Annotated in this window: 16 protein-coding genes; 7 read left to right on the top strand and 9 right to left on the bottom strand. The window is 67.6% G+C overall.

From position 1 onward, the window contains the following. Positions 1-2: 2 nt before the first annotated feature. The 3 genes from secD to PO605_RS25305 form a co-directional block, all read right to left on the bottom strand. On the bottom strand, positions 3-1,925 hold the full coding sequence (gene secD / locus PO605_RS25315; protein WP_016454252.1) for a protein translocase subunit SecD: 1,923 nt from the start codon (positions 1,923-1,925) through the stop codon (positions 3-5). A gap of 91 nt (positions 1,926-2,016) precedes the next feature. Further along, complete coding sequence (gene yajC / locus PO605_RS25310; RefSeq protein ID WP_016449366.1) at positions 2,017-2,352, bottom strand: preprotein translocase subunit YajC; 336 nt, start codon at positions 2,350-2,352, stop codon at positions 2,017-2,019. 332 nt (positions 2,353-2,684) lie between these two features. Next, positions 2,685-6,266, bottom strand: coding sequence for an indolepyruvate ferredoxin oxidoreductase family protein (locus tag PO605_RS25305; RefSeq protein WP_047328048.1), 3,582 nt, complete (start codon positions 6,264-6,266; stop codon positions 2,685-2,687). A 188-nt stretch (positions 6,267-6,454) separates the two neighbouring features. Between PO605_RS25305 and PO605_RS25300 the strand changes: the two genes are divergently transcribed. Further along, a complete protein-coding gene (locus PO605_RS25300; protein ID WP_016449368.1) occupies positions 6,455-6,958 on the top strand; it encodes an Lrp/AsnC family transcriptional regulator in 504 nt (167 codons plus the stop codon). A 159-nt stretch (positions 6,959-7,117) separates the two neighbouring features. After that, the gene (locus PO605_RS25295; protein ID WP_374006324.1) at positions 7,118-8,878 is read left to right on the top strand and encodes an MFS transporter; all 1,761 of its coding nucleotides are present in this window, start codon (positions 7,118-7,120) and stop codon (positions 8,876-8,878) included. 210 nt (positions 8,879-9,088) lie between these two features. Here the strand turns inward: PO605_RS25295 and mltA are convergent, their stop codons facing one another. Next, the gene (mltA, locus tag PO605_RS25290; protein WP_017404060.1) at positions 9,089-10,273 is read right to left on the bottom strand and encodes a murein transglycosylase A; all 1,185 of its coding nucleotides are present in this window, start codon (positions 10,271-10,273) and stop codon (positions 9,089-9,091) included. Here mltA and PO605_RS25285 point away from each other — a divergent pair. From PO605_RS25285 to PO605_RS25275, 3 genes are all read left to right on the top strand, one after another. Continuing rightward, a complete protein-coding gene (locus PO605_RS25285; protein WP_016449371.1) occupies positions 10,272-10,442 on the top strand; it encodes a hypothetical protein in 171 nt (56 codons plus the stop codon). The two genes, mltA and PO605_RS25285, sit on opposite strands and share 2 nt — an antisense overlap. A 145-nt stretch (positions 10,443-10,587) precedes the next feature. Continuing rightward, positions 10,588-11,286 (top strand): OmpA family protein, encoded by a 699-nt coding sequence (locus PO605_RS25280; protein WP_016454249.1) that lies wholly within the window; start codon positions 10,588-10,590, stop codon positions 11,284-11,286. Between the two features lie 105 nt (positions 11,287-11,391). Continuing rightward, complete coding sequence (locus PO605_RS25275) at positions 11,392-12,666, top strand: amino acid deaminase (RefSeq protein ID WP_047474560.1); 1,275 nt, start codon at positions 11,392-11,394, stop codon at positions 12,664-12,666. Between the two features lie 5 nt (positions 12,667-12,671). On the opposite strand, the gene PO605_RS25270 is transcribed toward PO605_RS25275, so the two are convergent. From PO605_RS25270 to PO605_RS25255, 4 genes are read right to left on the bottom strand one after another with little or no spacing between them, the layout of a single operon-like run. Continuing rightward, positions 12,672-13,301 (bottom strand): response regulator transcription factor, encoded by a 630-nt coding sequence (locus PO605_RS25270; protein ID WP_012202778.1) that lies wholly within the window; start codon positions 13,299-13,301, stop codon positions 12,672-12,674. A gap of 43 nt (positions 13,302-13,344) precedes the next feature. Further along, the gene (locus PO605_RS25265) at positions 13,345-15,468 is read right to left on the bottom strand and encodes a two-component system sensor histidine kinase NtrB (protein ID WP_047474562.1); all 2,124 of its coding nucleotides are present in this window, start codon (positions 15,466-15,468) and stop codon (positions 13,345-13,347) included. Beyond that, entirely contained in the window at positions 15,465-16,280 is an 816-nt protein-coding gene (locus PO605_RS25260; protein WP_016454246.1) for a carbon-nitrogen hydrolase family protein, read from the bottom strand. Before PO605_RS25260 ends, PO605_RS25265 begins: the two co-directional genes overlap by 4 nt. Then, entirely contained in the window at positions 16,277-20,413 is a 4,137-nt protein-coding gene (locus PO605_RS25255; RefSeq protein WP_047474563.1) for a YhdP family protein, read from the bottom strand. The genes PO605_RS25260 and PO605_RS25255 overlap by 4 nt, the downstream gene beginning before the upstream one ends. Before the next feature lie 133 nt (positions 20,414-20,546). Here PO605_RS25255 and glnE point away from each other — a divergent pair, with 133 nt between their 5' ends. Then, on the top strand, positions 20,547-23,288 hold the full coding sequence (glnE, locus tag PO605_RS25250; protein ID WP_047474565.1) for a bifunctional [glutamate--ammonia ligase]-adenylyl-L-tyrosine phosphorylase/[glutamate--ammonia-ligase] adenylyltransferase: 2,742 nt from the start codon (positions 20,547-20,549) through the stop codon (positions 23,286-23,288). A 352-nt stretch (positions 23,289-23,640) separates the two neighbouring features. Here the strand turns inward: glnE and PO605_RS25245 are convergent, their stop codons facing one another. After that, positions 23,641-24,261: a glutathione S-transferase family protein gene (locus tag PO605_RS25245; protein ID WP_016449378.1), complete on the bottom strand. Its 621-nt coding sequence runs from the start codon at positions 24,259-24,261 to the stop codon at positions 23,641-23,643. A 114-nt stretch (positions 24,262-24,375) separates the two neighbouring features. On the opposite strand from PO605_RS25245, the gene purB reads away from it, so the two are divergent. Further along, on the top strand, positions 24,376-25,755 hold the full coding sequence (gene purB / locus PO605_RS25240; protein WP_017404067.1) for an adenylosuccinate lyase: 1,380 nt from the start codon (positions 24,376-24,378) through the stop codon (positions 25,753-25,755). The last annotated feature ends 1 nt before the right edge of the window (position 25,756 follow it).

Genomic DNA, 25,756 nt, shown 5'->3' with positions numbered 1-25,756 from the left:
TTTCAGTTGTTGGCGCCGGAATCGGCGACGCTGGATCCCTTGGCCGTCACCGAGCGCAGCTGGCTGGTGTCTTCAGGCTTCCAGACCTGGCCGATGGAAATGCTCTTGAGCTTCTTGCGGCGGCCGTACCAGAGGTTGACCAGGCCGCGCGAGAAGAACACGGCCGAGAACATGCTGGTCAGGATGCCGATGCAGTGCACCACGGCGAAGCCGCGCACCGGGCCGGAGCCGAAGGCCAGCAGCGCCAGGCCCGCGATCAGCGTGGTCACGTTCGAGTCCAGGATGGTGTGCCATGCGTTCTCGTAGCCCGCATGGATGGCCGCCTGCGGCGACGCGCCGCCGCGCAGTTCCTCGCGGATGCGCTCGTTGATCAGCACGTTGGAGTCGATGGCCACGCCCAGCGCCAGCGCCATGGCGGCGATGCCGGGCAGGGTCAGCGTGGCCTGCAGCATGGACAGGATGGCCAGCAGCAGCAGCACGTTGACCGACAGGGCCACCGTGGAGATCACGCCGAACAGCAGGTAGTACACGCACATGAAGGCCGCGATGGCCACCAGGCCCCAGACCACGGAGTGGATGCCGCGGTTGATGTTGTCGGCGCCCAGGCTGGGGCCGATGGTGTATTCCTCGATGATCTCCATGGGCGCGGCCAGCGAGCCGGCGCGCAGCAGCAGGGCCGTGTCGTTGGCTTCCGCCGTGGTCATGCGGCCCGAGATCTGCACGCGTCCGCCGCCGATCTCGGTGCGGATCACGGGAGCTGTCACGACCTCGCCCTTGCCCTTTTCGAACAGGATGATGGCCATGCGCTTGCCCACGTTCTCGCGCGTGATGTCCTTGAAGATGCGTGCGCCCTTGGCATCCAGCACCAGGTTGACCGTGGGCTCCTGGGTCTGGCTGTCGAAGCCGGGCTGTGCGTCGGTGAGGTTCTCGCCGGTCAGCACGACCTGCTTTTGCACGATCACGGCCTGGGCGTTGCGGTCCAGGTAGCGCTCGGAGCCGAAGGGCACGGGGCCCGAACCCAGTTCAGCGCCGCGCGCCTCGGAGGATTCGTCGACCAGGCGCACTTCCAGCGTGGCCGTGCGGCCCAGGATGTCCTTGGCCTTGGCCGTGTCCTGCACGCCGGGCAGTTGCACGATGATGCGGTCCAGGCCCTGCTGCTGGATCACGGGCTCGGCCACGCCCAGCTCGTTGATACGGTTGTGCAGGGTGACGATGTTCTGCTTGAGCGCCTGCTCCTGCACCTTGCGCAGGGCTTCGGGCTTGATGGAGGCCAGCAGCTTGAAGCCTGCGCCATCCGGCTCGGAGGTGGCCGCCAGATCGGGGAACTGGTCGGAGACCAGGTTGCGCGCGGCCGTGAGCATGGCTTCGTCGCGCACGCGGATCTCGACGGTGTTGCCGTTGCGCGAGACGCCGCCGTGGCGGATGTTCTTGTCGCGCAGCGAGCTGCGCAGGTCGCCGGCAAAGGAGTCGGCCTTCTTGGTCAGGGCGGCGGCCATGTCCACCTGCAGCATGAAGTGCACGCCACCGCGCAGATCCAGCCCCAGGTACATGGGCTTGGCGCCGACGGCCGTGAGCCATTGCGGCGAGCGCGACACCAGGTTCAGGGCCACGATGTAGGCCGGGTCGTTGGCATCGGGGATCAGGGCCTTCTGGATCACGTCCTTGGCCTTGAGCTGCTCGTCGGGCGTGTTGAAGCGCGCGCGCACCGAGGTGCCTTCGATGGACAGGACGTCGGGCTTGACATCGGCAGCCTTCAAGGCCTCTTCGACTTTCTGCAGCACGGCGTTGTCCACCTTGATGGTGGCCTTGGCCGAGGAGACCTGCACCGCAGGCGCCTCACCGAAAAAATTGGGCAGGGTGTAGAGCACCCCTACCAGCAGCGCGATCACGATGATCGCGTACTTCCAGACCGGATATCGGTTCATGATCGCGCTCTTCGCTCTTTGTAGACAGCAACGCACAAAAGGGTGTGCTGCCGCCTGCGCGGTCCGCACACCCGCAAGACAGGGACAGCGCTTACTTCAGCGTGTCCTTGGGCAGCACCTGGACGACGGCGCTGCGCTGGATCTGGACTTCCACACCCGAGGCGATCTCGATGTGCAGGAATTGCTCGGACATGCGCGTCACGCGGCCGATGATGCCGCCGGCCGTTGCCACTTCGTCACCCTTGGCCAGTGCCTCGATCATGGAGCGATGCTCCTTCTGGCGCTTCATCTGCGGACGGATCATCACGAAGTACAGCACCACGAACATCAGCGCCAGAGGCGCCATGCCCATCAACTGCGACATGAAGTCGCCACCGGAGGCTGCTGCTGCGGGTGCGGTCTGGGCAAAAGCGGAAGAAATAAACACGGGCAAGACTCCAGGATTGGAAGGTCGAAAAAGGGTCGCTGCGCACGCCGATATGCACGGGCCCGCGCAGGAGAACGGAGCATTGTATGCGTCAGCCCTGACCCACATGGGCTGCCAGGATCTGGCTGCTGCGGGTTTTTCGGCGACGATGGCTGCAACTGGCGGCCATCTGCCGTTTTTAAAGGGGCGGAGCGCGGTTTTTCGTGGTTTTTGCGCCCGGCGTGACGGCACTTGAAGCGGCCCCGGAGGCAACCGCGCCGCCCGCACCTCACGGTACGGGCGGCGGCCGCGATCTTACAGGACGCCCTTGTGGCGGGGCTGTCCGTGTGGTTTCAGGCCACGCCGACTGCGGGCTGTCCCGTGCTGCCCGCACCCCGTGACGGGGCGTTCCAGCGTGCCATCAGCGCCTTCCACTTGGTGCGGGCCGCAGCCAGGTTGCGCTCCTTGACGTGGCCGTAGCCGCGGATGTCCTCGGGAATGCTGGCGATCTCCACGGCCAGCGCCAGGCGCTCGGGCGTGAGCTCGGACAGCAGTCCTTCGATGCACTGGCGGTATTCCTGGATCAGTGCGCGCTCGGTGCGGCGCTCCTGCGTGCGGCCGAAGGGGTCCAGCGCCGTGCCGCGCAGGCCCTTCATCTTCGCCAGCACCTGCATGGCCTTGCGCATCCAGGGACCGTAGGACTTCTTGACCAGATGGCCCTGCTCGTCCTTGGCGGCCGACGACGGCGGCGCCAGGTGGTGGACCACGCGGTAGTCGCCCTCGAACATGCTGGCGATGCGCTGGCTGAAGGCCGCATCGGTGTGCAGGCGCGCGACCTCGTACTCATCCTTGTAGGCCATGAGTTTGAACAGATAGCGGGCCACGGCTTGCGACAGGCGCGTACCCGAGCCCGCCACGGCGCGCTCGGCGGCATGGACCTTGTCCACGAAGGCCTGGTACTCGGCCGCATAGGCGGCGTTCTGGTAGGCCGTGAGGAAGTCCACGCGCTTGGCCACCATCTCGGTCAGCGAAGGCTTCTTGACGAACTGGATCACCTGGGCCGTCTGGAACAGGGCGCGCACGGCAGCCAGGTCATGGGCGCAGCGGCGGCCCCACTCGAAGGCGGCCTTGTTGTTGTCGGCCTGCACGCCGTTGAGTTCGATGGCACGCATCAGCGCCGCATGCGACAGCGGCACGCGGCCCTTTTGCCAGGCGTAGCCCAGGATCAGCGGGTTGGTGTAGATGCTGTCGCCCAGCAGCTGCACGGCCACCTGCTCGGCGTCGAAGCTGCCCAGCAGCTCGGGGCCCACAGCCTGGGCCAGTGCGCTGGCGCAGCGGTCGTCCGGTGCCTGCCAGTCAGGGTTGGTGACGAAGGCTGCCGTGGGCGAGCCATGGCTGTTGAGCGCCACGAAGGTGCGGCCCGGCTGCATCACGGACATGGTGGTCGGCGTGGCCGTGACGATGGGGTCGCAGCCGATCACCAGGTCGGCCTTGGCCATGTCCACCTTGGTGGTGTAGATGGCCTCGGGACGATTGGCGATCTGGATGTGGCTCCAGGTGGAGCCGCCCTTTTGCGCCAGGCCGGCCGCATCCTGGGTGATCACGCCCTTGCCCTCCAGGTGGGCCGCCATGCCCAGCAGCGAGCCGATGGTGATCACCCCCGTGCCGCCGACACCGGCCACCACAATGCCCCAGGCCTGCTCGGCCACCGGCAGCACGGGCTCCGGGATGGCGGGCAGCATGGACAGGTCGCCCTTCTTCTCCTTCTTGGGCTTCTTGAGCTGGCCGCCTTCGATGGTGACGAAGCTGGGGCAAAAGCCCTTCACGCAGGAGTAGTCCTTGTTGCAGGTGTTCTGGTTGATGCGGCGCTTGCGGCCGAACTCGGTCTCCACCGGCTCGACCGACAGGCAGTTGGACTGCACCGAGCAGTCGCCGCAGCCCTCGCAGACCAATTCGTTGATGACCACGGTCTTGTCGGGAGTGGCCAGCGTGCCGCGTTTGCGGCGGCGGCGCTTTTCGGTGGCGCAGGTCTGGTCGTAGATGATGGCCGTGCAGCCCTTGAGGGTGCGGAACTCGCGCTGGATGCGGTCCAGCTCGTCGCGGTGGTGCACGGTCACGCCCTCGGCCAGCGCCACGCCGTCGTACTTGGCGGGCTCGTCGGTGACGATGACCAGTTTGGCCACGCCCTCGGACTTGAGGCTGTTCATGATCTGCAGCACCGAATGGCCCTCGGGCCGCTCGCCCACGCGCTGGCCGCCCGTCATGGCCACGGCGTCGTTGTACAGCAGCTTGTAGGTGATGTTCACGCCGGCCGCGATGCTCTGGCGTATCGCCAGCAGGCCGCTGTGGAAGTAGGTGCCGTCGCCCAGGTTGGCGAAGACATGGGCGTCCTTGGTGAAGGGCGCCTGGCCCACCCAGGTCACGCCCTCGCCGCCCATCTGCGTGAAGGTGCTGGTGGAGCGGTCCATCCACACCGTCATGTAGTGGCAGCCGATGCCGGCCACGGCGCGGCTGCCCTCGGGCACGCGGGTGCTGGTGTTGTGCGGGCAGCCGCTGCAAAACCATGGCACGCGGTCGCCCGTGGGCTGGCTCTGGGCCACCTTGAGCGCGGCCTCGCGGGCGTCCAGCACGGCAATGCGCTCGTGCATGCGCTGGGCGATGTGTTCGGGCACGCCGATCTTGGTCAGGCGCTGGACGATGGCGCGCGCGATGAGGGCCGGCGTCAAGTCCGCATTGGGGCGCAGCAGCCAGTCCTGGCTGGGATTGGGCACCGACCATTCGCCGCCGTGTTCGTCGCTGAACTTGCCGACCACGTTGGGCCGCACGTCGGAGCGCCAGTTGTACAGCTCTTCCTTGATCTGGTATTCGATGACCTGGCGCTTTTCCTCCACCACCAGGATTTCCTGCAGGCCGCGCGCGAAGTCGCGCGTGATGGTGGCCTCCAGCGGCCAGACCACGTTGACCTTGTGCACGCGTATGCCCAGCTGGCGGCAGGTGTCGTCGTCCAGGCCCAGGTCGGCCAGGGCCTGGCGCATGTCGTTGTAGGCCTTTCCGCTGGCGATCAGGCCGAAGCGGTCGTTGGGGCCCTCGATCACGTTGTGGTTGAGCCGGTTGGCGCGCACATAGGCCAGGGCCGCATACCACTTGTAGTTCATCAGCCGCTGCTCCTGCTCCAGCGGCGCATCGGGCCAGCGGATGTGCAGGCCGCCGGGCGGCATCTGGAAGTCCTCGGGCAGGATGATGTTCACGCGGTCCGGCTCCACCGAGACGCTCGCCGAGGACTCGACCACCTCCTGGATGGTCTTCATGCCCGACCACAGGCCCGAGAAGCGGCTCATGGCAAAGGCATGCAGCCCCATGTCCAGGATGTCCTGCACATTGCTGGGAAAGAACACCGGCGTGCCGCAGGCCTTGAAGATGTGGTCGCTCTGGTGGGCGGCCGTGCTGCTCTTGCTGATGTGGTCGTCGCCGGCCAGCGCGATCACGCCGCCGTGCCGGGCCGTGCCCGCCATGTTGGCGTGCTTGAACACGTCGGAGCAGCGGTCCACGCCCGGGCCCTTGCCGTACCACAGGCCGAAGACGCCGTCGAACTTCTTGGTCTCGGGATAGAGATCCAGCTGCTGCGTGCCCCAGACGGCCGTGGCGCCCAGCTCTTCATTGACGCCGGGCTGGAAGACGATGTTGTTGGATTCGAGGTGCTTTTTCGCGGCCCATAGCGCCTGGTCATAGCCGCCCAGCGGGGAGCCCCGGTAGCCGCTGATGAAGCCTGCGGTGTTCAGGCCCGCTGCAGCGTCGCGCTGGCGCTGCAGCATGGGCAGGCGCACAAGGGCCTGTACTCCGCTCATGAACGCACGGCCGTGCTGCAGAGCGTATTTGTCGTCGAGGGTGACCGTCTCCAGGGCGCGGCGCACGTCTTCGGGCAGTGGGGCATTCATGGCTTGTCTCCATCGATGGTCGGCGCCCTGTCATGTCCTGCCCGGAACGGGAAAGAGGCATGCACGGCACTCGTTGTCTGAACCAAATCGCCTTTTTTCAGTGTATTCGTGCTCGTCTGATAGGTCTTTGCTTTCTTTGCGCCGTTTCAAGTATCCTGAGCAAGGATCTTTCTTGAAAATGGTGTTTTGTGCAAACTTTGGACAAATTCGACATTGCCATCCTCGGCCACCTGCAGGCCGACGCGCGCCTGACCAATGCCGAGCTGGCCCAGCGCGTGGGCCTGTCGGCCGCGCCGTGCTGGCGCCGCGTGCGGGCGCTGGAAGAAGCGGGCTTCATCCGCGGCTACCACGCCGACATCGACCGCCACAAGATCGGCCTGGGCGTGCTGGCCTTCGTGCGGCTGGACGCCGTGCGCACGGCCGGCACGCTGACGCTGGAGATGGAGGACGCCATCCGCAAGCTGCCCGAGGTGGTCACCTGCCACTACATCAGCGGCACCGGCACCTTCGAGCTGCAGGTGGTGGCGCGCGACCTGGACAGCTTTGCGCAGTTCGCGCGCAACACGCTGCTGAACCTGCCCAACGTGAAGGACATGCAGACCAGTTTCTCGCTGGGCGAGATCAAGTCCAGCCATGCGCTGCCGCTGTCCCAGCTGGGACCCATGGCGGGCCAGGGACTGCCGGGCCAGTAGCCGCAGGCCGGCGGACTGGCCTATGAAGGTCGCGCCGAAGCGACAGTGTGCTCCTGTAGCAGGAGCGAAAAACGGTTGTCGTACAAGGCGGTGGTCGTGGTTATTAGTAAGGCAACCATTTCTGGCGCCACCCTGCGTTTGGCCCGAGAATCGGGACACATGGCCGCAGAACAATCAACACCAGACCCCGCCCAGCCACCCGCCTCAGAAACCGAGCCTTCCACCCAGCCCCCGGCCGAGCCCTCGGGCGCGGGGGCGCCGGGCACCCTGCTCGAGGACCCGTCCGGCATGGCCGCTGCCGACAGGGCGGCCGCCGAGGCCGAAGGCCAGAAGACGGCCCAGGCCCAGCAGGGCGTCTGGGCGCCGCTGTCCGGCCCCACCTTCCGCATGCTCTGGCTGATCTGGATGGCGGCCAATACCTGCATGTGGATGAACGATGTGGCGGCGGCATGGCTCATGACCTCGCTGACCACCTCGCCCGTGCTCGTGGCCCTGGTGCAATCGGCCTCCACGCTGCCCGTCTTCCTGCTGGGCCTGCCCAGCGGTGCGCTGGCCGACATCCTGGACCGGCGCCGCTACTTCATCGTCACCCAGTTCTGGGTGGCGGCCGTGGCTCTGGTGCTGTGCCTGTTCGTGCTCTCGGGCCGGATGACGGCGCACTGGCTGCTGGTGCTGACCTTTGCCAACGGCATCGGCCTGGCCATGCGCTGGCCCGTGTTCTCGGCATTGATTCCCGAACTCGTGCCCAAGCACCACCTGCCCTCGGCCATGGCGCTGAACGCGGTGGCCATGAACGCCTCGCGCATCATCGGACCCCTGGTGGCGGGCGCCATCATCGCCAGCCTGGGCAGTGCCTGGGTGTTCGTGCTCAATGCCGTGCTGTCCGTCATCTCGGGCATCGTGCTGATCCGCTGGAAGCGCCGCCACGTGGCCAACCCGCTGGGCCGCGAGCGCCTGCCCTCGGCCATGCGCGTGGGCCTGCAGTTCGTGCGCGAGTCGCCGCGCATGCATGCGGTGCTGGCGCGTACGGTGTGTTTCTTCCTGCAGTGCACGGCGGTGATGGCCCTGCTGCCCCTGGTGGCCCAGCGCCTGCACGGCCCGACCGAGGGCGGGGGCGGCGCCGAGACCTTCACGCTGCTGCTGGCCTCCATGGGGGCGGGCGCCATCGTGGGCGCCATGTTCCTGCCGCGCCTGCGCCAGGCCATGTCCAAGGAAAGGCTGATCCGGTCGGGCTCTGCCGTGCATGCGCTGGCTACGCTGGCCGTGGCCCTGTCGCCCAATGTCTACATGGCCGTGCCGGCCATGATGCTGGCCGGCATGGCGCTGATCTCCACGGCCAACGTGCTGGGCGTCTCGGCCCAGATGGCCTTGCCCAACTGGGTGCGGGCGCGAGGCATGTCCATCTACCAGATGTCCATCATGGGCGGCACGGCGGCAGGCGCCGCGCTCTGGGGACAGGTGGCCAGCATGGTGGGCGTGCGCGGCAGCCTCATGGTGGCCGCCGCCAGCGGCGTGGCCTGCATGCTGCTGGTGCAGCGCCTGGTGCGCGACCGCCAGATCGAGGAGGACCTGAGCCCCTCCAAGGCCTTCCAGCGCCCCGAGGTCAACATCCCCGAAGCCGGCCGCGTGGTCGTCACCATCGAGTACCAGATCGACCCCACCCAGGCCGAGGCCTTCCGCGCCCTCATGCAGGAAAGCCGCCGCAGCCGCATGCGCCAGGGCGCGCTGGGCTGGAGCCTGCTGCACAGCATGAGCCACCCGGAGCGCTACGTGGAGCAGATCATCGACGAGTCATGGACCGAGCACCTTCGCCGCTTCGACCGCGTCACCGCCGCCGACGTGGCGCTGCGCGACCGCAAGCTGGCGTATCACAAGGGCAAGGAACCGCCGCGCGTCACGAGGTACTTCGATACCCCCTGAGGCGCTGCGCGCCTTCCCCCAGAGGGGGACGGCGCCCTCGCAGCGAGGCGGCTCTTGCTCGGCGCCCCTGGCGTTGGGCCGCGCCAGAGCGAGGGACAGTGGATAGAGGTGTGTCTGCGCTGGTCTTGTGCCATGCGGGGCGAGCCTTGGCGCAAAGGATAAAACCGGCGCACCCCAAAGCGGGAGGAAGCGGCGTAGCCGCTCAGGGGGTCACCTCAAGTGCGGTGCCTGGCTCGCCAGGGCGCGCGGCCAGAAGGCCCACAGGCGCAGGTTCTGCTTGATGCGGCCTGCCAGGTCGCCGGCTTCGGGGCCCCAGCCCATGAAGTAGTCGGCGCGCACGGCGCCGACGATGGCGCTGCCCGTGTCCTGGGCGAAGACCAGGCGGTTCAGCGCCACGGTGGGCCCGGATGTGGACAGCCAGACCGGTGTGCCGTAGGGGATGCTCTGCTTGTCCACGGCGATGGAACGGCCTGGCGTCAGGGCCACGCCCTGGGCGCCCTTGGGGCCGAACTGCAGGTCCAGGCCTTCCAGCGGCTCCTCACGGAAGAAGACGTAGCGCGGGTTGCTCCACAGCATTTCATTGACGCGGCCGGGGTTGGCGGCCACCCAGGCGCTGATGCCGGGCCAGGTGGCGTCGCGCACCAGTCCCTGGTCCAGCAGCCAGCGGCCCACGCTCTTGTAGGGCTGGTCATTGGTGCCCGCAAAGGCGACGCGGATCGTGCGTTGCGCGCCTGTAGGCTCGGTGATGTTCAGGCGCCCCGATCCCTGGATGTGCAGCACCATCGCATCGACGGGGTCGCGCAGCCAGGCGATGGCGCGGCCTGCCAGGGCCGCCTGGGCCTCTGGCAGGGTCTCGATCTGCTGGCGCGAGAACCAGGGCTTGCGGCTGCCGAAGCCGGCGCCGGCCGGCGTCTTGTACAGCGGCACGTTGAATCCGTCGCCGGGCAGGCGCCGCGCCTCGAACAGCGGCTCGTAGTAGGCGGTCAGCATGCCGTCCGGGCCGCCGCCCAGCGCCTCGATGCGGTAGGGTTGCAGATTGGCCATGAGCCAGGCGCGCTGCTCGTCGCCCGTGGCGATGCTCAGCTGGCGCACATCGCGGCACAGGCCTGCGAAGACCGAACTGGGTCGTTCGCAGTTCTTGAGCCACGCATTCCAGGCTTCGTGCAGCGCGTCCTCCTGCAGGCCGGGCAATTCGCTCCAGTCGGCCGCGATCCAGCGGCTCTTGGTGGGCGTGTTGGTGACCAGCGGGGGCCTGGGCGTGACGGCGGGAGAGCCGCCCGGCTGCAGATCGGGTACGGGCGAGGGGTCGTAGACCGGCTTGGTGGTGGTCGTGCAGGCGACCAGCGTCCCTACAATCAGCGCCATCGCGGCATGGCGCAGGAGGTGGAAATTCATGGGGTTGATTTTGCTCGAAGCACTGCTGGCCTTGGTGATTCTGGTCGCTATTGTGTGGTGGACCATGTTCTCCGGACGCCGCAAGGGCGAGTTGCCCGTGGACACGCCACGGGATTCGCATCCGTCTCCAGACAAACCCTCTCCCGGGCAGGATCGCAGCGGCCCGTGACGGCCGTGGAGGCAGCCTCGCGGAGCGGGCGCCGTCCTACGGGTATGCCCTGCCCGCACTGATAGGCTGTGCGCAGCCTGCTTTCCACAATGGGGACCCTGGCGCTACCGCACGGTGCGTTCCCAAGATTCAAAAGGAGTTTCCAATGCGCAAGCACATCGTTCTGGCCGCCGCAACGGCGGCCGCACTGTTCATCTCCGGCTGCGCGAACATGAGCGACACCCAGCGCCGCACGGCCACGGGCGCTGGCGTGGGCGCTGCAGCCGGCGCCGTGCTGGGCGCCGTCACCGGCGGCAGGGCCGGCACGGGTGCCGTGATCGGCGCTGGCGTGGGTGCACTGGGCACCTACATCTGGTCGCAGAACATGGAAAAGCAAAAGCGCGAGATGGAGCAGGCCACCCAGGGTACGGGCGTGAACGTGAGCCAGACGGCTGACAACCAGCTCAAGCTCGACATTCCCAGCGACATCTCGTTCGATACCAACCGTTCCGACATCAAGGGCAACTTCGCTCCCATCCTGGACCGCTTCGCCGAGGGCCTGCGCAACAACCCCAATGCCGAGGTGCGCATCATCGGCCACACGGACAGCACCGGCTCTGACGCCATCAACAATCCGCTGTCGCTGGACCGCGCCAACAGCACGCGCAACTACCTGACCATGCGCGGCGTCTCGGGCGCCCGCATCGCCACCGAAGGCCGTGGCTCGCACCAGCCCGTGGCTTCCAACGACTCGGCCAGCGGCCGTGCCATGAACCGCCGCGTGGAGATCTTCGTGGGCGAGATCCCGCAGCAGCACCAGCAGCCTCAGTATCAACAGCAGCCGCAGTACCAGCAGCCCCGCTGACCCGGGCTCTGTGCCAGATGCAACGCCCCGCAACGCGGGGCGTTTTTGCTTGGGCGGGCACCGGCATTGCCCTATGCTGGCTCCCATCCATCAATGGGGAGTCGTATGAGTGAAGCAAGCACAGCGGGCGCGGCCGACGTGGTCAGCCCGCTCGACAAGGGCCTGGGCGCGCTGTCCGCCCCCTGCGCGCCGCAGGACGCTGCCGCGCAGGGGTGGAATCTGCTGCGGGAAGACTTGAGTTTGCCGGTGGCCGTGCTGTCGCAGTCGCGCCTGTCGCACAACCTGGCCTGGATGCAGCGCTTTGTGGATGCCTACGGCGCCCAGCTCGCGCCCCACGGAAAGACGACCATGGCGCCCCGCCTGTTCCGCCAGCAGATCGACGCGGGCGCCTGGGGCATCACGCTGGCCACCGCTCAGCAGACGTGCGTGGCCCATGCCCATGGCGTGCGCCGCGTGCTCATGGCCAACCAGTTGATCGGCCGGCGCAACATGGCGGCCGTGGCCGAGCTGCTGGCCGATCCTGGCTTCGAGTTCTTCTGCCTGGTCGATTGTGCCGAGCAGGTCGAGCAGCTGGCCGCCTTTTTTGGCGCAGCGGGCCGGTCCGTGCAGGTGCTGATCGAACTGGGCCCCCCCGGCGGGCGCACGGGCGTTCGCTCCGATGCGCAGATGCAGCCGCTGCTGGACGCGCTGGCCCGGGCCGGTGCCGGCGTGCGACTGGCCGGGATCGAGGTCTACGAGGGCGTGCTCAAGGAAGAAGAACCCATCCGCACCCTGCTGCGACGGGCCGTGGACTGGCTCCAGCGGCTGGCGGGTGAGGGCCGGCTGCAGCGCAGCCCGGCCGTGCTCACTGGCGCCGGCTCGGCCTGGTATGACGTGGTGGCCCAGGAGTTCGGCAAGGCCGACATTGGCGGTCCGCTGGATCTGGTGCTGCGCCCGGGCTGCTATCTCACGCATGACGCGGGCATCTACCAGGCAGCGCAGCGGCGCATCGACCAGACCAATCCCGTGGCGCAGCAGATGCGTGCCAGCCTGCAGCCTGCGCTGCAGGTCTGGGCCTATGTGCAGTCGCTGCCCGAGCCCGGCCGCGCCATCGTGGCGCTGGGCAAGCGCGATACCGCCTTCGAGGCCGTGCCGCCCCGGCCCGCGCTGCGCTACCGCCCCGGTGATGCCGCGCCGGTGGCCACACCGCCCCATTGGGAGGTCACGGCCATGATGGACCAGCATGCTTTCCTGAAGGTGGCCGAGGACGATGGCCTGCGCATAGGCGACATGCTGGCCTTCGACATCTCCCACCCCTGCCTGACCTTTGACAAATGGCGGCAGTTGGCCGTCGTCAATGACCGCTATGACGTGGTGGACGTGATTGCCACGTATTTCTGAAGGGGTCAGCCGTGTGTGCGCAGCAGGTTGGCCAGTTCAACGGCCGACTTGACCTGCATCTTGTCGAAGACGCGCGCGCGGTGGACCTCGACGGTGCGCACGCTGATGTCCAGCTGGTCGGCGATGAGCTTGTTGGGAATGCCCTCGACCACCAGGCGCATCACGTCGCGCTCGCGCTCCGTCAGCTCGTTGAAGCGTGCACGCACGGCTTCGCGCGCACGGGTTTCAGCCTGGTGCTGGGCCGACAGTTCCAGCGCCTGTTCGATGCGGTCCACGAGGGCATTGTCCGAGAAAGGCTTCTCGCAGAAGTCGAAGGCGCCGCGCTTGACGGTGTCCACGGCCGTGGGCACGTCGGCATGGCCGGTCAGGAAGATCACGGGCATGCCTGCGATCTGGTTGCGTTCCAGCATGAGGTTGAACAGCGCCAGCCCGCTCATGCCGCCCATGCGCATGTCCAGCAGCAGGCAGCAGGGATTGCGTGGCGGTGGGCGCGACTGCAGCATGGCGTCGAAGGCCTCTGCGCTGTCATAGCATTCGCTGAGCAGGCGGCGCGAGCGCAGCAGCCAGGCCAGCGCTTCGCGGACATCGGTGTCGTCGTCGACGATGTAGACGGTGGCGTCGGGTACAGGTTCCATGGGCCTATTGTTCCATTTGTTCCATTTGTTCCATTGGTGCCATCTATGCCTGCACCTGCGCAGGGCTGTGCGCCGGCAGCGTGAAGGCGAAGACGGTTCCGCGCGGGCTATGGGGGCTGTGCTGCAGGTGGCCGCCATGCTGCTCGACCACGGTACGGCACAGGCTCAGGCCCAGGCCCATGCCCTCGTTGCGCGTGGTGAAAAAGGGCGTGAACAGCTGCTCCGCCACATGCTGGGGAATGCCGGTGCCGCAGTCGATGACGGCGAACTCCACCCAGCTGCGGCGCGTGCTGGCGGCCGCACGGCGCACGCGCAGCTGCAGCTCGCGCTCCATGGTCTCGGGCGAGTCCATGGCCTGCATGCCGTTGCGCGCCAGGTTGAGCAGCACCTGCTCGATCATGGTCGGATCGCACAGCACGGGCGGGAGGCCGGGCTCGATGTCGGTGGTCACGCGCACGCCCAGGTTGCGTGCCTGCAGGCTGATCAGCGGCAGCACGGCGTCTATGAGTTCGGCGGCGCCTATGACTTCGCGGGACTGGTCGCGCCGCCGCACGAAATCGCGCACGCTCTTGATCACGCGGCCTGCGCGGTCGGCCTGGAAGCTGATGCGCTCCATGGCCATGCGCAGGTCCTGCAGTTGCTGGCGCAGCCGGGCTTCATGGTCCGAGATGGCGCTGCCCGCACCTGCACCTGCACCTGTGCCCGTGCCCGTGCCATCGTCGCTCCCCAGCATGTTCAGCGACCCCGTGGCGTAGCTGGAGATGGCCACCAGCGGCTGGGTGAGTTCATGGCTCAGCAGCGAGGCCATCTCGCCCACCGTGGCCAGGCGGGCCGTGGCCTGCAGGCGCTCCTGCGAGGCGCGTGAGATCTCTTCCATGCGCTTTTGCTCGCTGATGTCGATGAAGGCACTCATCCAGCCGGTGTGCTGGCCCTGGGCATTGATCAGCGGCGCCTCGAAGATCAACACCGGAAAGCGCGTTCCGTCCTTGCGCATGAAGATGCTTTCATGGCCCTCGCGCGGCGGCGGGGCGTTGCCGGACAGGCGGCTGTCGCGCCGGCGTGCGTAGATCTCGGCGCGCTCGGGCGGCCAGTAGGGCGCAATGCTCAGTCCCAGCAGTTCCTCGGCCGTGAAGCCCACCATGCTGCAGAAGGCCGGGTTCACATAGCTGATGCGGCCCTGCAGATCGCGCGCGCGCAGGCCCGTGACCAGCGAGTCCTCCATGGCCTTGCGAAAGGCCAGCGCATCGCCCAGATCGCGCTCGGCGCGCAGGCGTCGGCGGTTGTCGCGTACCAGCACGGCGACCACGGACACCAGGGCGATGGACATCAGCGTCACCAGGGCCGTGAGCACGTTGGGGAATACGCTGGGCGCGCGGTGCCAGCTGTCCATGCGCAGCACCAGGGTGCTGCCCGGCAGGTCCAGCAGCTGCTGCGCCGTGAACATGCGCGTGCCGCGCCAGGAGGCGCCCAGCAGGGCCAGGCGCGTGCCGTCCGGCTCGGTGAAGGACACTTCCTGGGTGCGCGGCAGGTTTTTGCTGACCTGGGTGATCAGCAGGCTTTGCAGGCTGTAGGTGCCGATGACAAAGCCGATGATGTGGCCGCTTTGCGTCAATGGCAGGCAGACCTCCATCATCTCCGTGCCCAGGCCTTCGGCCAGCAGCTGGAAGTAGCTGGGCGAGTAGGCCGGGCCGTTGAGGCGGCGCGCGTGGGTGCAGGTCAGCACGGCCTCCGGATGGGTGTTTTGCGTGCGCAGCTGGTCTTCCCACTGCACGTTGCGGTAGGGCGTCTCGGCATGGGAGCGGATCTGCAGGCCCGCATCGCGCCATTCGATGCGCATCAGCTCGCGGCGCACCTGCAGCAGCTCGGCGGCGCGGGTCTTCCACTCGGCAGGGTCGTTGTCGGGCGCGTTCAGCGCCTGCAGGTCCTGCAGGTTGCGGTTGAGGGCGGCGCGTATGTCTGCCACGGCATTGGCGGTGTCGCGCTCCAGCTTGTCCTGGACCTGGGAGGCCTCATAGCGTCCGGCCAGCCAGACCATGGTGATGAGCATGCTGGCCACCAAAGCGACCAGCAGGCTCCACAGCGACCAGCGCCGCCAGGCAGTGCGCCAGCGGCGCCAGGGCCAGCGGCCTTCGGCAGGGGCGGGCGTGGACAGGTGCAGCGGATTCACAGGACGCGGTGCTCCAGGGCCGGCAACTGGCGGCGCACATGCGCCAAGCGCTCGCGCTTGATCTCGCCCAGCACCACACCGGCACCCTCGGCCTGCTGCGCCAGCACCATGCCCCAGGGGTCGGCCAGCAGGCTGTGGCCCCAGGTGCGGCGGCCGTTCTCATGGTGGCCGCCCTGGGCGGGCGCCAGCAGGTAGGCCTGGTTTTCGATGGCGCGGGCGCGCAGCAGCACCTCCCAGTGGGCCAGGCCCGTGATGTGGGTGAAGGCGGCGGGCACCAGCAGCAGGTCGGCACCCTGCTCGGCCAGTCGGCGGTACAGCTCGGGAAAGCGCAGGTCGTAGCACACGCTCAGGCCCAGGCGCCAGGACTCGCCCTCGCGCGAGGTGATGTCGCAGGTCACGGGCGTGTGGCCGGCCTGGACCACGGCGGCCTCCGTGTAGCGCTCGCGGCCGTTGTCGTAGTGGAACAGGTGGATCTTGTCGTAGCGCGCCACGCATTCGCCCTGGGGCGAGAACACCAGCGAGCTGTTGAGCACGTGGGCATCGTCATCGGCCACCAGGGGCAGGGTGCCGCCGACGATCCACAGCTGCAGCTCGCGCGCGGCGCGGCCCAGGAAGTCCTGGATGGGGCCTTGGCCGAAGCTCTCGCGATAGGCCAGCTTGTCGGTATCGCGCAGGCCCATGGCACAGAAGTATTCGGGCAGGGCCGCGAGTTCGGCGCCCTGCTCGCGCGCCTGACGCAGCAGGGCCATGGCCTGGTCGAGGTTGGCGCGCACATCGGGTTCCGACACCATTTGCAGGGCTGCGATTTTCATGGGTTCTCTCCTGAAGGGGCTGACTCGGTGGCGGTGGAGGGCGTGCGCGACGGTGTGTCAGAGGGCGTTGCGGCCCGGCGGCGCGGCAAGGCAGTGACCTGGGGATCATCCCAGCTGCCGTCGATGCGGAATTCCTTGGTGGCTGCCGCAATCAGCGGGCCCCGCAGCAGCACCTGCGCCAGAAAGCTGCCCAGGCCGATCACGGGGTTGATGGCCGTGGCCACCAGGGAGGCGGTCATCGCGTTGATCTCGGGCACCACCACCACGTGCAGATTCTGCGTCTCCTGGACCAGGTCTGCCGTGCCTTCCATCAGCACGGCGGCGTTGACGCCCTTCATCTGCATGTTGTTGGTGCGCGCCACGCCATCGGTGATCTGCACATCACCGCGCATGAAGTCGAAGGCAAAGCCGTTGCTGAAGACATCGCGGAAATCCAGCGTCAGCCGGCGTGGCAGCGCCTGCAGGCTGAGCACGCTCAGCAGCTTGGCCAGGCCCGGTTCGGCCTTGAGGAACTGGCCGGTCTGCACATCCAGGTGCATGGAGCCCGAGAGGCTGCGGAAATCGGGCGTGATGGGCGAGCCCGTCCATCCCGCCGAGCCCTGCAGGCTCCCCTTGCCATTGCCCACCACGCCGGGCATGTCAAAGCGCGTGAGCAGCTTGCCCACGTCGCGCAGGTCCAGCTGGAACTGCAGCTGGCTGCGCCCCGGATGCTCGGACTGCCCCTGGGGCAGGCGCCACTGGCCGTTGGCCGTCAGCGTGGCCTCGGGCGTGGAAATGTTGAAGCGCGACAGCTGCCATTCGCGTGCCGCCGCGTTGCCGGGCACGGGGCGGTTGCGGGCCTCGACCTCCAGGCGGCCCAGCGCATGGCCCGACAGGTGCATGTCGTCCACCACGATCTGCAGCGCCGGCAGCTGGCGCGGCCCTTCGTTGAACAGGGCGTCCACGCGTTCGGACTTGGCCTCCGGCACCGTCAGGCGGGACAGCCGGGCGACCAGTTGCCCTTCGGGCTGGGCGTCCGTGCCTTCGCGAAAGCCCACATAGCCATCCAGCTCCTGGGAGGTGAGGTTGCTGTGCCACGAGCCACCATCGCGCGAAATGCCCGCCACCACATCGTGCAGCTGCCGCCCCTTGGCCTGCAGTTGCTTGACGCGCAGGCTCAGCCGATCGGGAAGGTATTCGCGCGCAGGGTCCGTGGCGGCGTCGGCTGGCTCTGGCATGGCGCCGTTGGACTGCGGCGCCAGCGCCAGCCAGTCGTCGATATTGAAGAGCGGCAACTGCACATGGGCCTGCACGCCCTGGCCCGAAGTGGGGGCGGTGCCCGCTTCCTGGCCGATGAGGATGCTGCCGTGCAGCACGCGGCTGTGCTTGCCACTGATGTCGCGCTCATAGAAGACCGAGCCCGTGTCGCCTAGTTGCACGCTGATCTGGTCGCGCAGCGGGGCATCGGGCGAGGTGAAGCTGGCGGGTGCGAGCTGGTGGCTCACGTTCAATGGCTGGATGGACTCCGCCGCCTTGCCCAGCGGGGCGGGCAGGTTGATGCGCATGCCTTGCAGGCTGGACTGGACCTGGATTTCGGGTGTTCCGCGCCGCACCTTCAGCAGCAGGGAATAGGGCGACTGGCCTTCGGCATGGCGGGCCAGGTCGGCCACCCAGCCCAGTTCCCTGGCTTCGCGCAGCCCCTGTGCCGTGGCCGTGCCCTGCACGCGCACTTTGACGGACGATTCGGTGGCCGGCGCATTGCGCGCCAGCGCCTGCATGCCGCCATCGGCGCGCAGCTCACCGCCCAGCGCGCGCGCCTGCAGGCCGGCCAGCGAGAAGCCGGTTTCTGAGAACTTGACGGCCCCGCGCAGCTGGCTCAGATGGGGCGTCTGATCATCGAGCTGCAGGGAGTTGCCCGCCAGCGTGACCTGCCCGGACACCTTGCTGCGGTCCAGATGGTCGATGGGCAATTGCAGTTGCAGGGCCAGTTGCGCGGCGCCCGTGGCCTCGCTGCCGTCCAGCACGTGCCCGGTCAGCGCCGACAGGGCCGAGGTCTTGACCACGCCCAGCATGTCGGCCAGCGGGCCCTGGCCCTTGGCGGTCACGGCCACCTCGGTGTGGGCCAGGTTGGGAATGCTGGCCTGGATGTCGCGCATCTGCAGCTGCGGATAGCCGGCGAACTGGCCGCGCGCATTGCGCACGGCCATGGAGGAGCGGTCAAACACCAGCTCGCCGGACAGATCGACCAGGGCCGGCCAGGGCGCCTCGCCATGCGTGAGCAGATGGGGCGGCACATATTCATAGTGCACGTCATGCAGCTTGGCCGCGATGTGGAACTCGCCCTGGCTGGGCTTGTCGGCCGGTACGTGGTCCAGGTTGCCGCGCACCTTGAAGTTCACCGTGCTCGCGCGCCCGGCGTGTATGGCCTCGCGCACATAGTGGCGCGCGTCGGCGGGAATCTCCAGCGGCAGGTAGCGGTGCACGCGCGTGCCGTCGGCGTTGCGCAGCTGGCCCTGCAGGTCCAGCACGCCGGGAAAGCGCGGCTGCCTGTCGCTGCCGTCGCCGGTATGCCATTGCGCGCGGGCCTCGCCTTCGGTGTCGTCATTGGCAAAGCGCAGGCTGGGCACCTGCACGCTGATGGCCTGGCCGCGCAGTTGCCAGCGCAGGCTGGCCTGCAGGCGGTGCAGCGGGATCTCGGGCTCCTCGAACACGCCGGGGAACGACAGCGACGCCGGCCGCTGCTCTGTGCCCTCCATCTCCAGCTGGGCCTGGCCGCCGTCCTGGTCCAGCGAGAAGCGCGCGTTCAGGCCCTTGAGGCCGGGCATGCCCGGCGCCGCGGGGCCTTCGGACGATGCCACGCCGTTGATCGACAGTTGCTGCAGTTCGCCACTGGCCTTGTACTGCTGCAAGGACTCCAGCGGGCCGCGCCAGCTTCCCTGGAACTGGTGCAGACGGCCGGCCGGTGCCAGATCGGCCAGGTGCTGCTGCACCTGCTCTGGAAGCGGCAGGCGCTGGCCCAGCTGGGCGAGGATGGCCAAGTCAATGCCATCGGCCTGGAACTCGCCGTGCTCACCCAGCGCCCCCTGCGTGCTGGCGCCGGCGGGGTTGTAGCGCGCGCGCAGATTGCCAGCCGGCCAGTGCAGGCCGTCGCCCGTGGAAAATTCCAGGTTCTGCGCAGCGAAGCGCCAGCCGTCCTGGTGTTGCACGCTCAGCCTGCCCGTCAGGGCCTGCAGCTTCAGCGGCTGCAGGTCTTCGCGCCACTGCAGCTGCAGCGCGTTCACGGCCACGTCGGCCATGGCGCCCACGGGCTGGCCCTGGCGCAGGTCTATCCAGGCGCGCAGCGCGCCCCGGCCCTGCTGCAGGCGCAAGCCAGAGATGTCTATGTACTGGCCAAGCTGGGACAGGTCGATCTGCGTGAACATCGCATGGGCCTGGCCGCTCCAGCGGCGCCAGTTGCCCTCGTGCGTGGACAGCAGCGGCTCGCGGAACAGGCCGGTCAGCATGAAGCGCTCGCCCCAGCCCTCGGGCGGCGTGGCATCCAGGCGCAGTCCGTGGCCCCAGCCCTTGTTGCGCAGCACCAGGTCCACATCGCGCAAGGCCAGCGGCGGAGCCTGGCGCAGTTCGTCCAACCACAGCAGGCTGCCGCCGCGCAGGGCCAGTTCGGTCTGGGAAAACAGCCAGTCGGCGGCGGCATTGTCCCCGCCGGCCGAAGGGCTGATCTCGATGCCGGCCACGAAGACTCGGCCATCGGCCGCGCGGCGCACCACGAGTTCAGGACGGTCTATGTAGATCTGTTCCACGCCCAGGCGCATCAGCGAGCGTGCCGAAACGGCGACCACCACGCTGGGCAGGCGCAGGGCGTCTGCCGAATGTTCGGGGTCTTGCACCACCACGTCGCCCAGCTCGAAGCGGGGGACCAATCCCTCGCTGCGGGCCGTGATGCTGCCTATGCGAACCGGTAGGCCCAGCGTGCGTGAGGCCAGGGATTCCAGCTGAGGACGCCATTCGCCGATTCGCGGCACAATCCAGCCATGGAGCACCCCCCACACGGAGGCGAGGACCAGCCAGAAGGCCAGGACCAGCCCCAGTGACCACCGCGCAAGGCCGGCCATCCAACGGGTCAGGCGTGTGGGGTGCGGTTTCGGTTCGATCATCGGCGGCATCAGCTATGACGGGAATTATGACCGGCGCCCTCAGGGCCTGGGCGGTAACCAAGGGTTGCTGCAATCCCTCTGCGCGTGAGTGGCCGCTTCTTTCGCGTTCCGTATGCAATCCTCAGTTCACGCAATGGCAGGTACGGCCTTGAATGTCCCCGCACAGGCCGCCTATTCCCGTTTTCACCAACGGCTGCACCGTCGCTATGGCGACGAGCTGAGCCTTTTGCCGCCGGGTCCGCCCGAGCGCGCGTCCATGGAGCAGGCCCTGGCGGCACTGCTGGAGCGTGGCCTGGATCTGTCGGCTGCGCTGCGTGTGCTGCGCCAGCTGGTCATGGAGCGCACCATGGTGCTCGACTGCGAGCAGCAGGCGCCGCTGGCCGTGGTCACGCGCGCCGTGACCGAACTGGCCGAGCTGGCGCTGGAGCGCGCCTGCATCCAGGCGCGCGCCGAGCTCGACGCGCGCCATGGCGCGCCTCAAGGCCCCGACGGCCGGCCAGTGCAGCTGTGGATCATCGGCATGGGCAAGCTGGGCGCACGCGAGCTCAACGTCTCCAGCGACATCGACCTGATCTACGTCTACGAGCAGGACGGCGACACCGCCGGCCTGCCCGATGGGCGCGGGGTGATCTCCAACCACGAGTACTTCGCGCGCGTGGTCAAGGGCATCTACGGCCTGATCGGCGACACCACCGAGCACGGCTTTGTCTTCCGCGTGGACCTGGCGCTGCGTCCCAACGGGAACTCGGGGCCTTCGGCCGTCTCGCTGGCCTCGCTGGAGGAGTATCTGCAGACCCATGGACGCGAGTGGGAGCGCTTTGCCTGGCTCAAGAGCCGCGTCGTGGCGCCCATGGACTGCGTGCGCTCCCAGCAGGTGCAGGCGCTGCGTGCCGTGGTCCTGCCCTTTGTCTTTCGCCGCTACCTGGACTACGCGGTCTTTGATGCGCTGCGCTCGCTGCACCGCCAGATCCGCGAGCATGCGGCGCGGCGCAGCGCGGGCCATCCGGGCCGCTCCAATGACGTCAAGCTCTCGCGCGGCGGCATCCGCGAGATCGAATTCACCGTGCAGCTGCTGCAGGTGGTGCGTGGCGGTCAGTTCCCCGAACTGCGCTGCCGCCCCACGCTGGAGGCGCTGGGCCGCCTGGCGCGCGCCGGCCTCATGAGCCAGGAAGTGGCCGACGCCCTGGGCTCGGCCTACACCTTTTTGCGCCGTGTCGAGCACCGTATCCAGTACCTGGACGACCAGCAGACCCATGTGCTGCCCTCCCGCGACGATGACCTGGAATGGATTGCGCGCACCATGGGCTTTGCCGATGCCTGCGCCTTTTTGCACCAGCTCGATGCCCATCGCGAAAAGGTGGCCGAGGAATTCGACACCCTGCTGGGCGGCTCGGCCCAGCCCCAGTGCGGCTCGGGCCGTTGCAATGGCGCGCGCAGCCCCGCCCAGGGCACGCCGCGCGAGATAGACGGCCTCATGGAGCAGTTGCCGCCAGCCCTGGCCGCCCATGTGGCCGACTGGCGCGGCAATGCCCGCATCGCCAACCTGCGCGACGAGGCGCGCGGCCGGCTGTTTCGACTCGTGCAGCGCACGGCGCAATGGGTGGCCGAGCGCAGCGTGCCCGAAGACGCCGCGCTGCGCTTTCTGAACTGGCTGGAGCCGCTGCTGCGCCGTGAAAGCTATCTGGCCCTGCTGCTGGAGCGCCCCGCCGTGCACGAGCGGCTGCTGGACCTGCTGGGCGCGGCACGCTGGCCCGCGCGCTACCTGCAGCAGCACCCGGGCGTGATCGACGAGCTGGCCAACGAAGCCATGCTGGGCGAGCGTTTCTCGCCCATGGACTTCGAGCATGAGCTGGCCCTGCGCCTGGCCGCGCTGCAGGCCACGGGCGAGGACGATGACGAAACCCTGCTGAACCTGCTGCGCCGCGCCCACCATGCCGAGGTCTTTCGCACGCTGGCGCGCGATATCGAAGGCCGCATCACGGTCGAGCAGGTGGCGGACGATCTCAGCGCACTGGCCGACTGCGTGCTGCGGGTGACGGCCAGCTGGTGCTGGAGCCGGCTCAAGAACCGCCACCGCGAGTCGCCGCAGTTCGCCATCATCGGCTACGGCAAGCTGGGCGGAAAGGAGCTGGGCTACGGCAGCGACCTGGACATCGTCTTCGTCTTCGATGACGAAGACGAGCACGCCTCCGAGATCTATGCCGCCTTTGTGCGCAAGCTCATCAACTGGCTGGCCGTCAAGACGGGCGAGGGCGACCTGTTCGAGATCGACACCGCGCTGCGCCCCAACGGCAACTCGGGCCTGCTGGTGACCAGCTTCGCCTCCTATGCCAACTACCAGCAGCAGCGCGGCAGCAACACGGCGTGGACCTGGGAGCACCAGGCCATGACGCGGGCGCGCTTCGTGCTGGGCAGTGACGATCTGCAGGCCCGCTTCGATGCCGTGCGCGAGGCTGTGATCACCGCGCCTCGCGACCCCTCGGCGCTGCGCGACGAAATCGTCGCCATGCGCGAACGCGTGCGCGGCGCCCATCCGGTGCGCGGCGGCCTGTTCGATGTCAAGCACAGCCCGGGCGGCATGGTCGATGTGGAATTCGCGGTCCAGTACCTCGTGCTCTCGCAATCAGCCTCGCACCCGGAACTGATGGCCAACCTCGGCAATATCGCATTGCTGCAGCGCGCCGAACAGGCAGGATTGATCCCGGCCGGCGTAGGCCAGCAGGCGGCCCGGGCCTATCGCGAACTGCGCCGCCTGCAGCACGTGGCACGGCTGGATGAGCGCTCGGCACAGCTGGTGCCAGGGCAGGCCGAGCCGCTGAGTGCGCCCGTCAAGGCCTTGTGGGATGCGGTTTTCGCCAACGCCGTTGCGGCTTGACGATGTGAAGCAAAGAAGGCGGCTTGCGGCTGCGAACGCCTTCACTTCAGCATCCGTGGAAATTGGCCTACAGCAGGATCGCGGGCATCCTCAAAATGTTACATTTTTCCTGCCCACGACCCCTGGAACTTCTGCAAAAGTAGCTCATCTATTGAACAGCTTGTTGAGAGAGAGTACCCAGACCGAATTTCACGTTGCGAAGCCTCTGGGGCCACAGTCCTGAACTGTTCCGCCCGAAGCGCTTCTCCTCCCTCCCTCTCTTTATTCGTTTCGGGATGCTTCGCAACTTTTTTATGCCAGCAAAAAGGCCACCCATCGGGTGGCCTTTTTGCATTCCCGGGCTGGTGCGGCGTCAAGGCTGGGGAGGGCGCGTGGCTGCAAAACTGGCACGCTCGGCCAGCTTGGCCTGCAGTGCGGCCAGATTGGGGTGGTCGGCGCGCCAGTCCAGCTCGGGAAAGCGAAAGTCCAGCCAGCCCAGTGCGCAGCCCACGCACACGTCGGCCAGGGTGAAGTGGATGCCGCAGCAATACGGCTTGTCGCCCAGCCCCTGGGACATCACGTTCAGTGCAGCCCGCACCTTGGCAAGCTGGCGGTCTATCCAGGCCTGGCAGCGCTGTTCTTCGCTGCGGCCATCCCAGGTGGCTTCGAGGCGGGCCAGCGCCCCGGCATCCAGCAGGCCATCGGCCAGTGCTTCCCAGGTCTTGATCTCGGCGCGCTCGCGCCCCGTGCCGGGGATCAGCTTGCCTACCGGGGAAAGTGTGTCCAGATATTCGACGATCACGCGCGAGTCGAACATGGCATCGCTGCCGTCCATGACCAGGCGCGGCACCTTGCCCAGCGGGTTGCCGGTGCCGGGCGACAGCTCGCGGCTCCAGGGGTTTTCCTCGACGAACTGATAGTCGAGCCTTTTCTCTGCCAGTACGACGCGTACCTTGCGTACGTAGGCGCTGGTGGAGGAACCTATCAGTTTCATGGCAATTTTCCGTGGCGAAGAGGCGGCCCATGGGCGGGCAGCAGATTCTATGCGCTGCCCGGCGATCTCCCCCTCGGCCCCCGTTTTTGCCGCGCGCACCTACAATCACGGCCCATGAATCTGCCGCACATCTCCGCCCTGTCCCCGCTCGACGGCCGCTACGCCGCCAAACTGTCTCCTCTGCGCCCGATTATGAGTGAGATGGGATACATGCACCGCCGCGTGCAGGTGGAGGTCACCTGGTTCATCGCCCTGTCGGATGCCGGCTTTGCCGAGTTCAAGCCCCTGTCCGAAGGCGCGCGCGTCTATCTGCAGGACCTGGTGAAGAACTTCTCCGAGGCCGATGCCGTGGCCATCAAGGACATCGAAAAGACCACCAACCACGACGTCAAGGCCGTGGAGTACTGGATCAAGGGCAAGTTCGACGGCCGTCCCGAGCTGCTCAAGGCCGCCGAATTCGTGCACTTTGCATGCACCAGCGAAGACATCAACAACACCAGCCACGCGCTGCAACTGCGTGCCGGCCGCGACAGCGTGCTGCTGCCCGCAATCTCCGGCATCACGGCCAAGCTGCGCGAGATGGCCCATGCCTATGCCGCCGTGCCCATGCTCAGCCGCACGCACGGCCAGACCGCCAGCCCCACCACCGTGGGCAAGGAAATCGCCAACGTGCTGGTGCGCCTGGAAAAGGCAGCAGCGCGCATTGCCGAGGTCAAGCTCCTGGCCAAGATGAACGGCGCCGTCGGCAACTACAACGCCCACCTTTCCGCCTGGCCCGAGTTCGACTGGGAAGCCTTCAGCAAGAACGTGATCGAGTCGCCCGAGCCCCAGGGGCTGGGCCTGAGCTTCCAGCCCTACTCGATCCAGATCGAACCGCATGACTACATGGCCGAGCTGTTCGACGCCATCGCGCGCGCCAACACCATCCTCATCGACTTCTCGCGCGATGTCTGGGGCTATGTGTCCCTGGGCTACTTCAAGCAGCGCCTGAAGGCCGGCGAGATCGGCTCCTCGACCATGCCGCACAAGGTCAACCCCATCGACTTCGAGAATGCCGAAGGCAACCTGGGCCTGGCCAACGCCCTGCTCAAGCACCTGGCCGAAAAGCTGCCCATCTCGCGCTGGCAGCGTGACCTGACCGATTCGACCGTGCTGCGCAACATCGGCGTGGCCATGGGCTATGCCACGCTGGCCTACAGCTCGCTGATGACCGGCCTGAACAAGCTCGAACTCAACGAAGAGCGCCTGCAGGAAGACCTGGACAACGCCTGGGAAGTCCTGGCCGAGCCCATCCAGACCGTCATGCGCCGCTACGGCGTGCAGGGCGCCTACGAAAAGCTCAAGGAAGTCACGCGCGGCAAGACCGTGCAGGCCGAAGACCTGCACCGCCTGATCAACGGCCTGGAAATCCCCCAGGCCGACAAGGACCGCCTGCTGGCCATGACGCCTGCCTCCTATGTGGGCAAGGCGGCCGAGCTGGCGCGCCGCGTCTGAG

Source organism: Delftia sp. DT-2 (assembly GCF_028401915.1).
GTDB classification, from domain to species: Bacteria; Pseudomonadota; Gammaproteobacteria; order Burkholderiales; family Burkholderiaceae_C; genus Comamonas; species Comamonas tsuruhatensis.
This window is presented reverse-complemented; position numbering and strand designations above follow the sequence as displayed.

Bases quoted from the DNA above. Each gene is read 5' to 3' on its own strand.
- secD (WP_016454252.1), bottom strand. From the start codon at position 1,925: ATGAACCGATATCCGGTCTGGAAGTACGCGATCATCGTGATCGCGCTG.
- PO605_RS25305 (WP_047328048.1), bottom strand. From the start codon at position 6,266: ATGAATGCCCCACTGCCCGAAGACGTGCGCCGCGCCCTGGAGACGGTC.
- PO605_RS25295 (WP_374006324.1), top strand. From the start codon at position 7,118: ATGGCCGCAGAACAATCAACACCAGACCCCGCCCAGCCACCCGCCTCA.
- PO605_RS25285 (WP_016449371.1), top strand. From the start codon at position 10,272: ATGGGGTTGATTTTGCTCGAAGCACTGCTGGCCTTGGTGATTCTGGTC.
- mltA (WP_017404060.1), bottom strand. From the start codon at position 10,273: ATGAATTTCCACCTCCTGCGCCATGCCGCGATGGCGCTGATTGTAGGG.
- PO605_RS25280 (WP_016454249.1), top strand. From the start codon at position 10,588: ATGCGCAAGCACATCGTTCTGGCCGCCGCAACGGCGGCCGCACTGTTC.
- PO605_RS25275 (WP_047474560.1), top strand. From the start codon at position 11,392: ATGAGTGAAGCAAGCACAGCGGGCGCGGCCGACGTGGTCAGCCCGCTC.
- PO605_RS25270 (WP_012202778.1), bottom strand. From the start codon at position 13,301: ATGGAACCTGTACCCGACGCCACCGTCTACATCGTCGACGACGACACC.
- PO605_RS25260 (WP_016454246.1), bottom strand. From the start codon at position 16,280: ATGAAAATCGCAGCCCTGCAAATGGTGTCGGAACCCGATGTGCGCGCC.
- PO605_RS25255 (WP_047474563.1), bottom strand. From the start codon at position 20,413: ATGATCGAACCGAAACCGCACCCCACACGCCTGACCCGTTGGATGGCC.
- glnE (WP_047474565.1), top strand. From the start codon at position 20,547: ATGGCAGGTACGGCCTTGAATGTCCCCGCACAGGCCGCCTATTCCCGT.
- PO605_RS25245 (WP_016449378.1), bottom strand. From the start codon at position 24,261: ATGAAACTGATAGGTTCCTCCACCAGCGCCTACGTACGCAAGGTACGC.
- purB (WP_017404067.1), top strand. From the start codon at position 24,376: ATGAATCTGCCGCACATCTCCGCCCTGTCCCCGCTCGACGGCCGCTAC.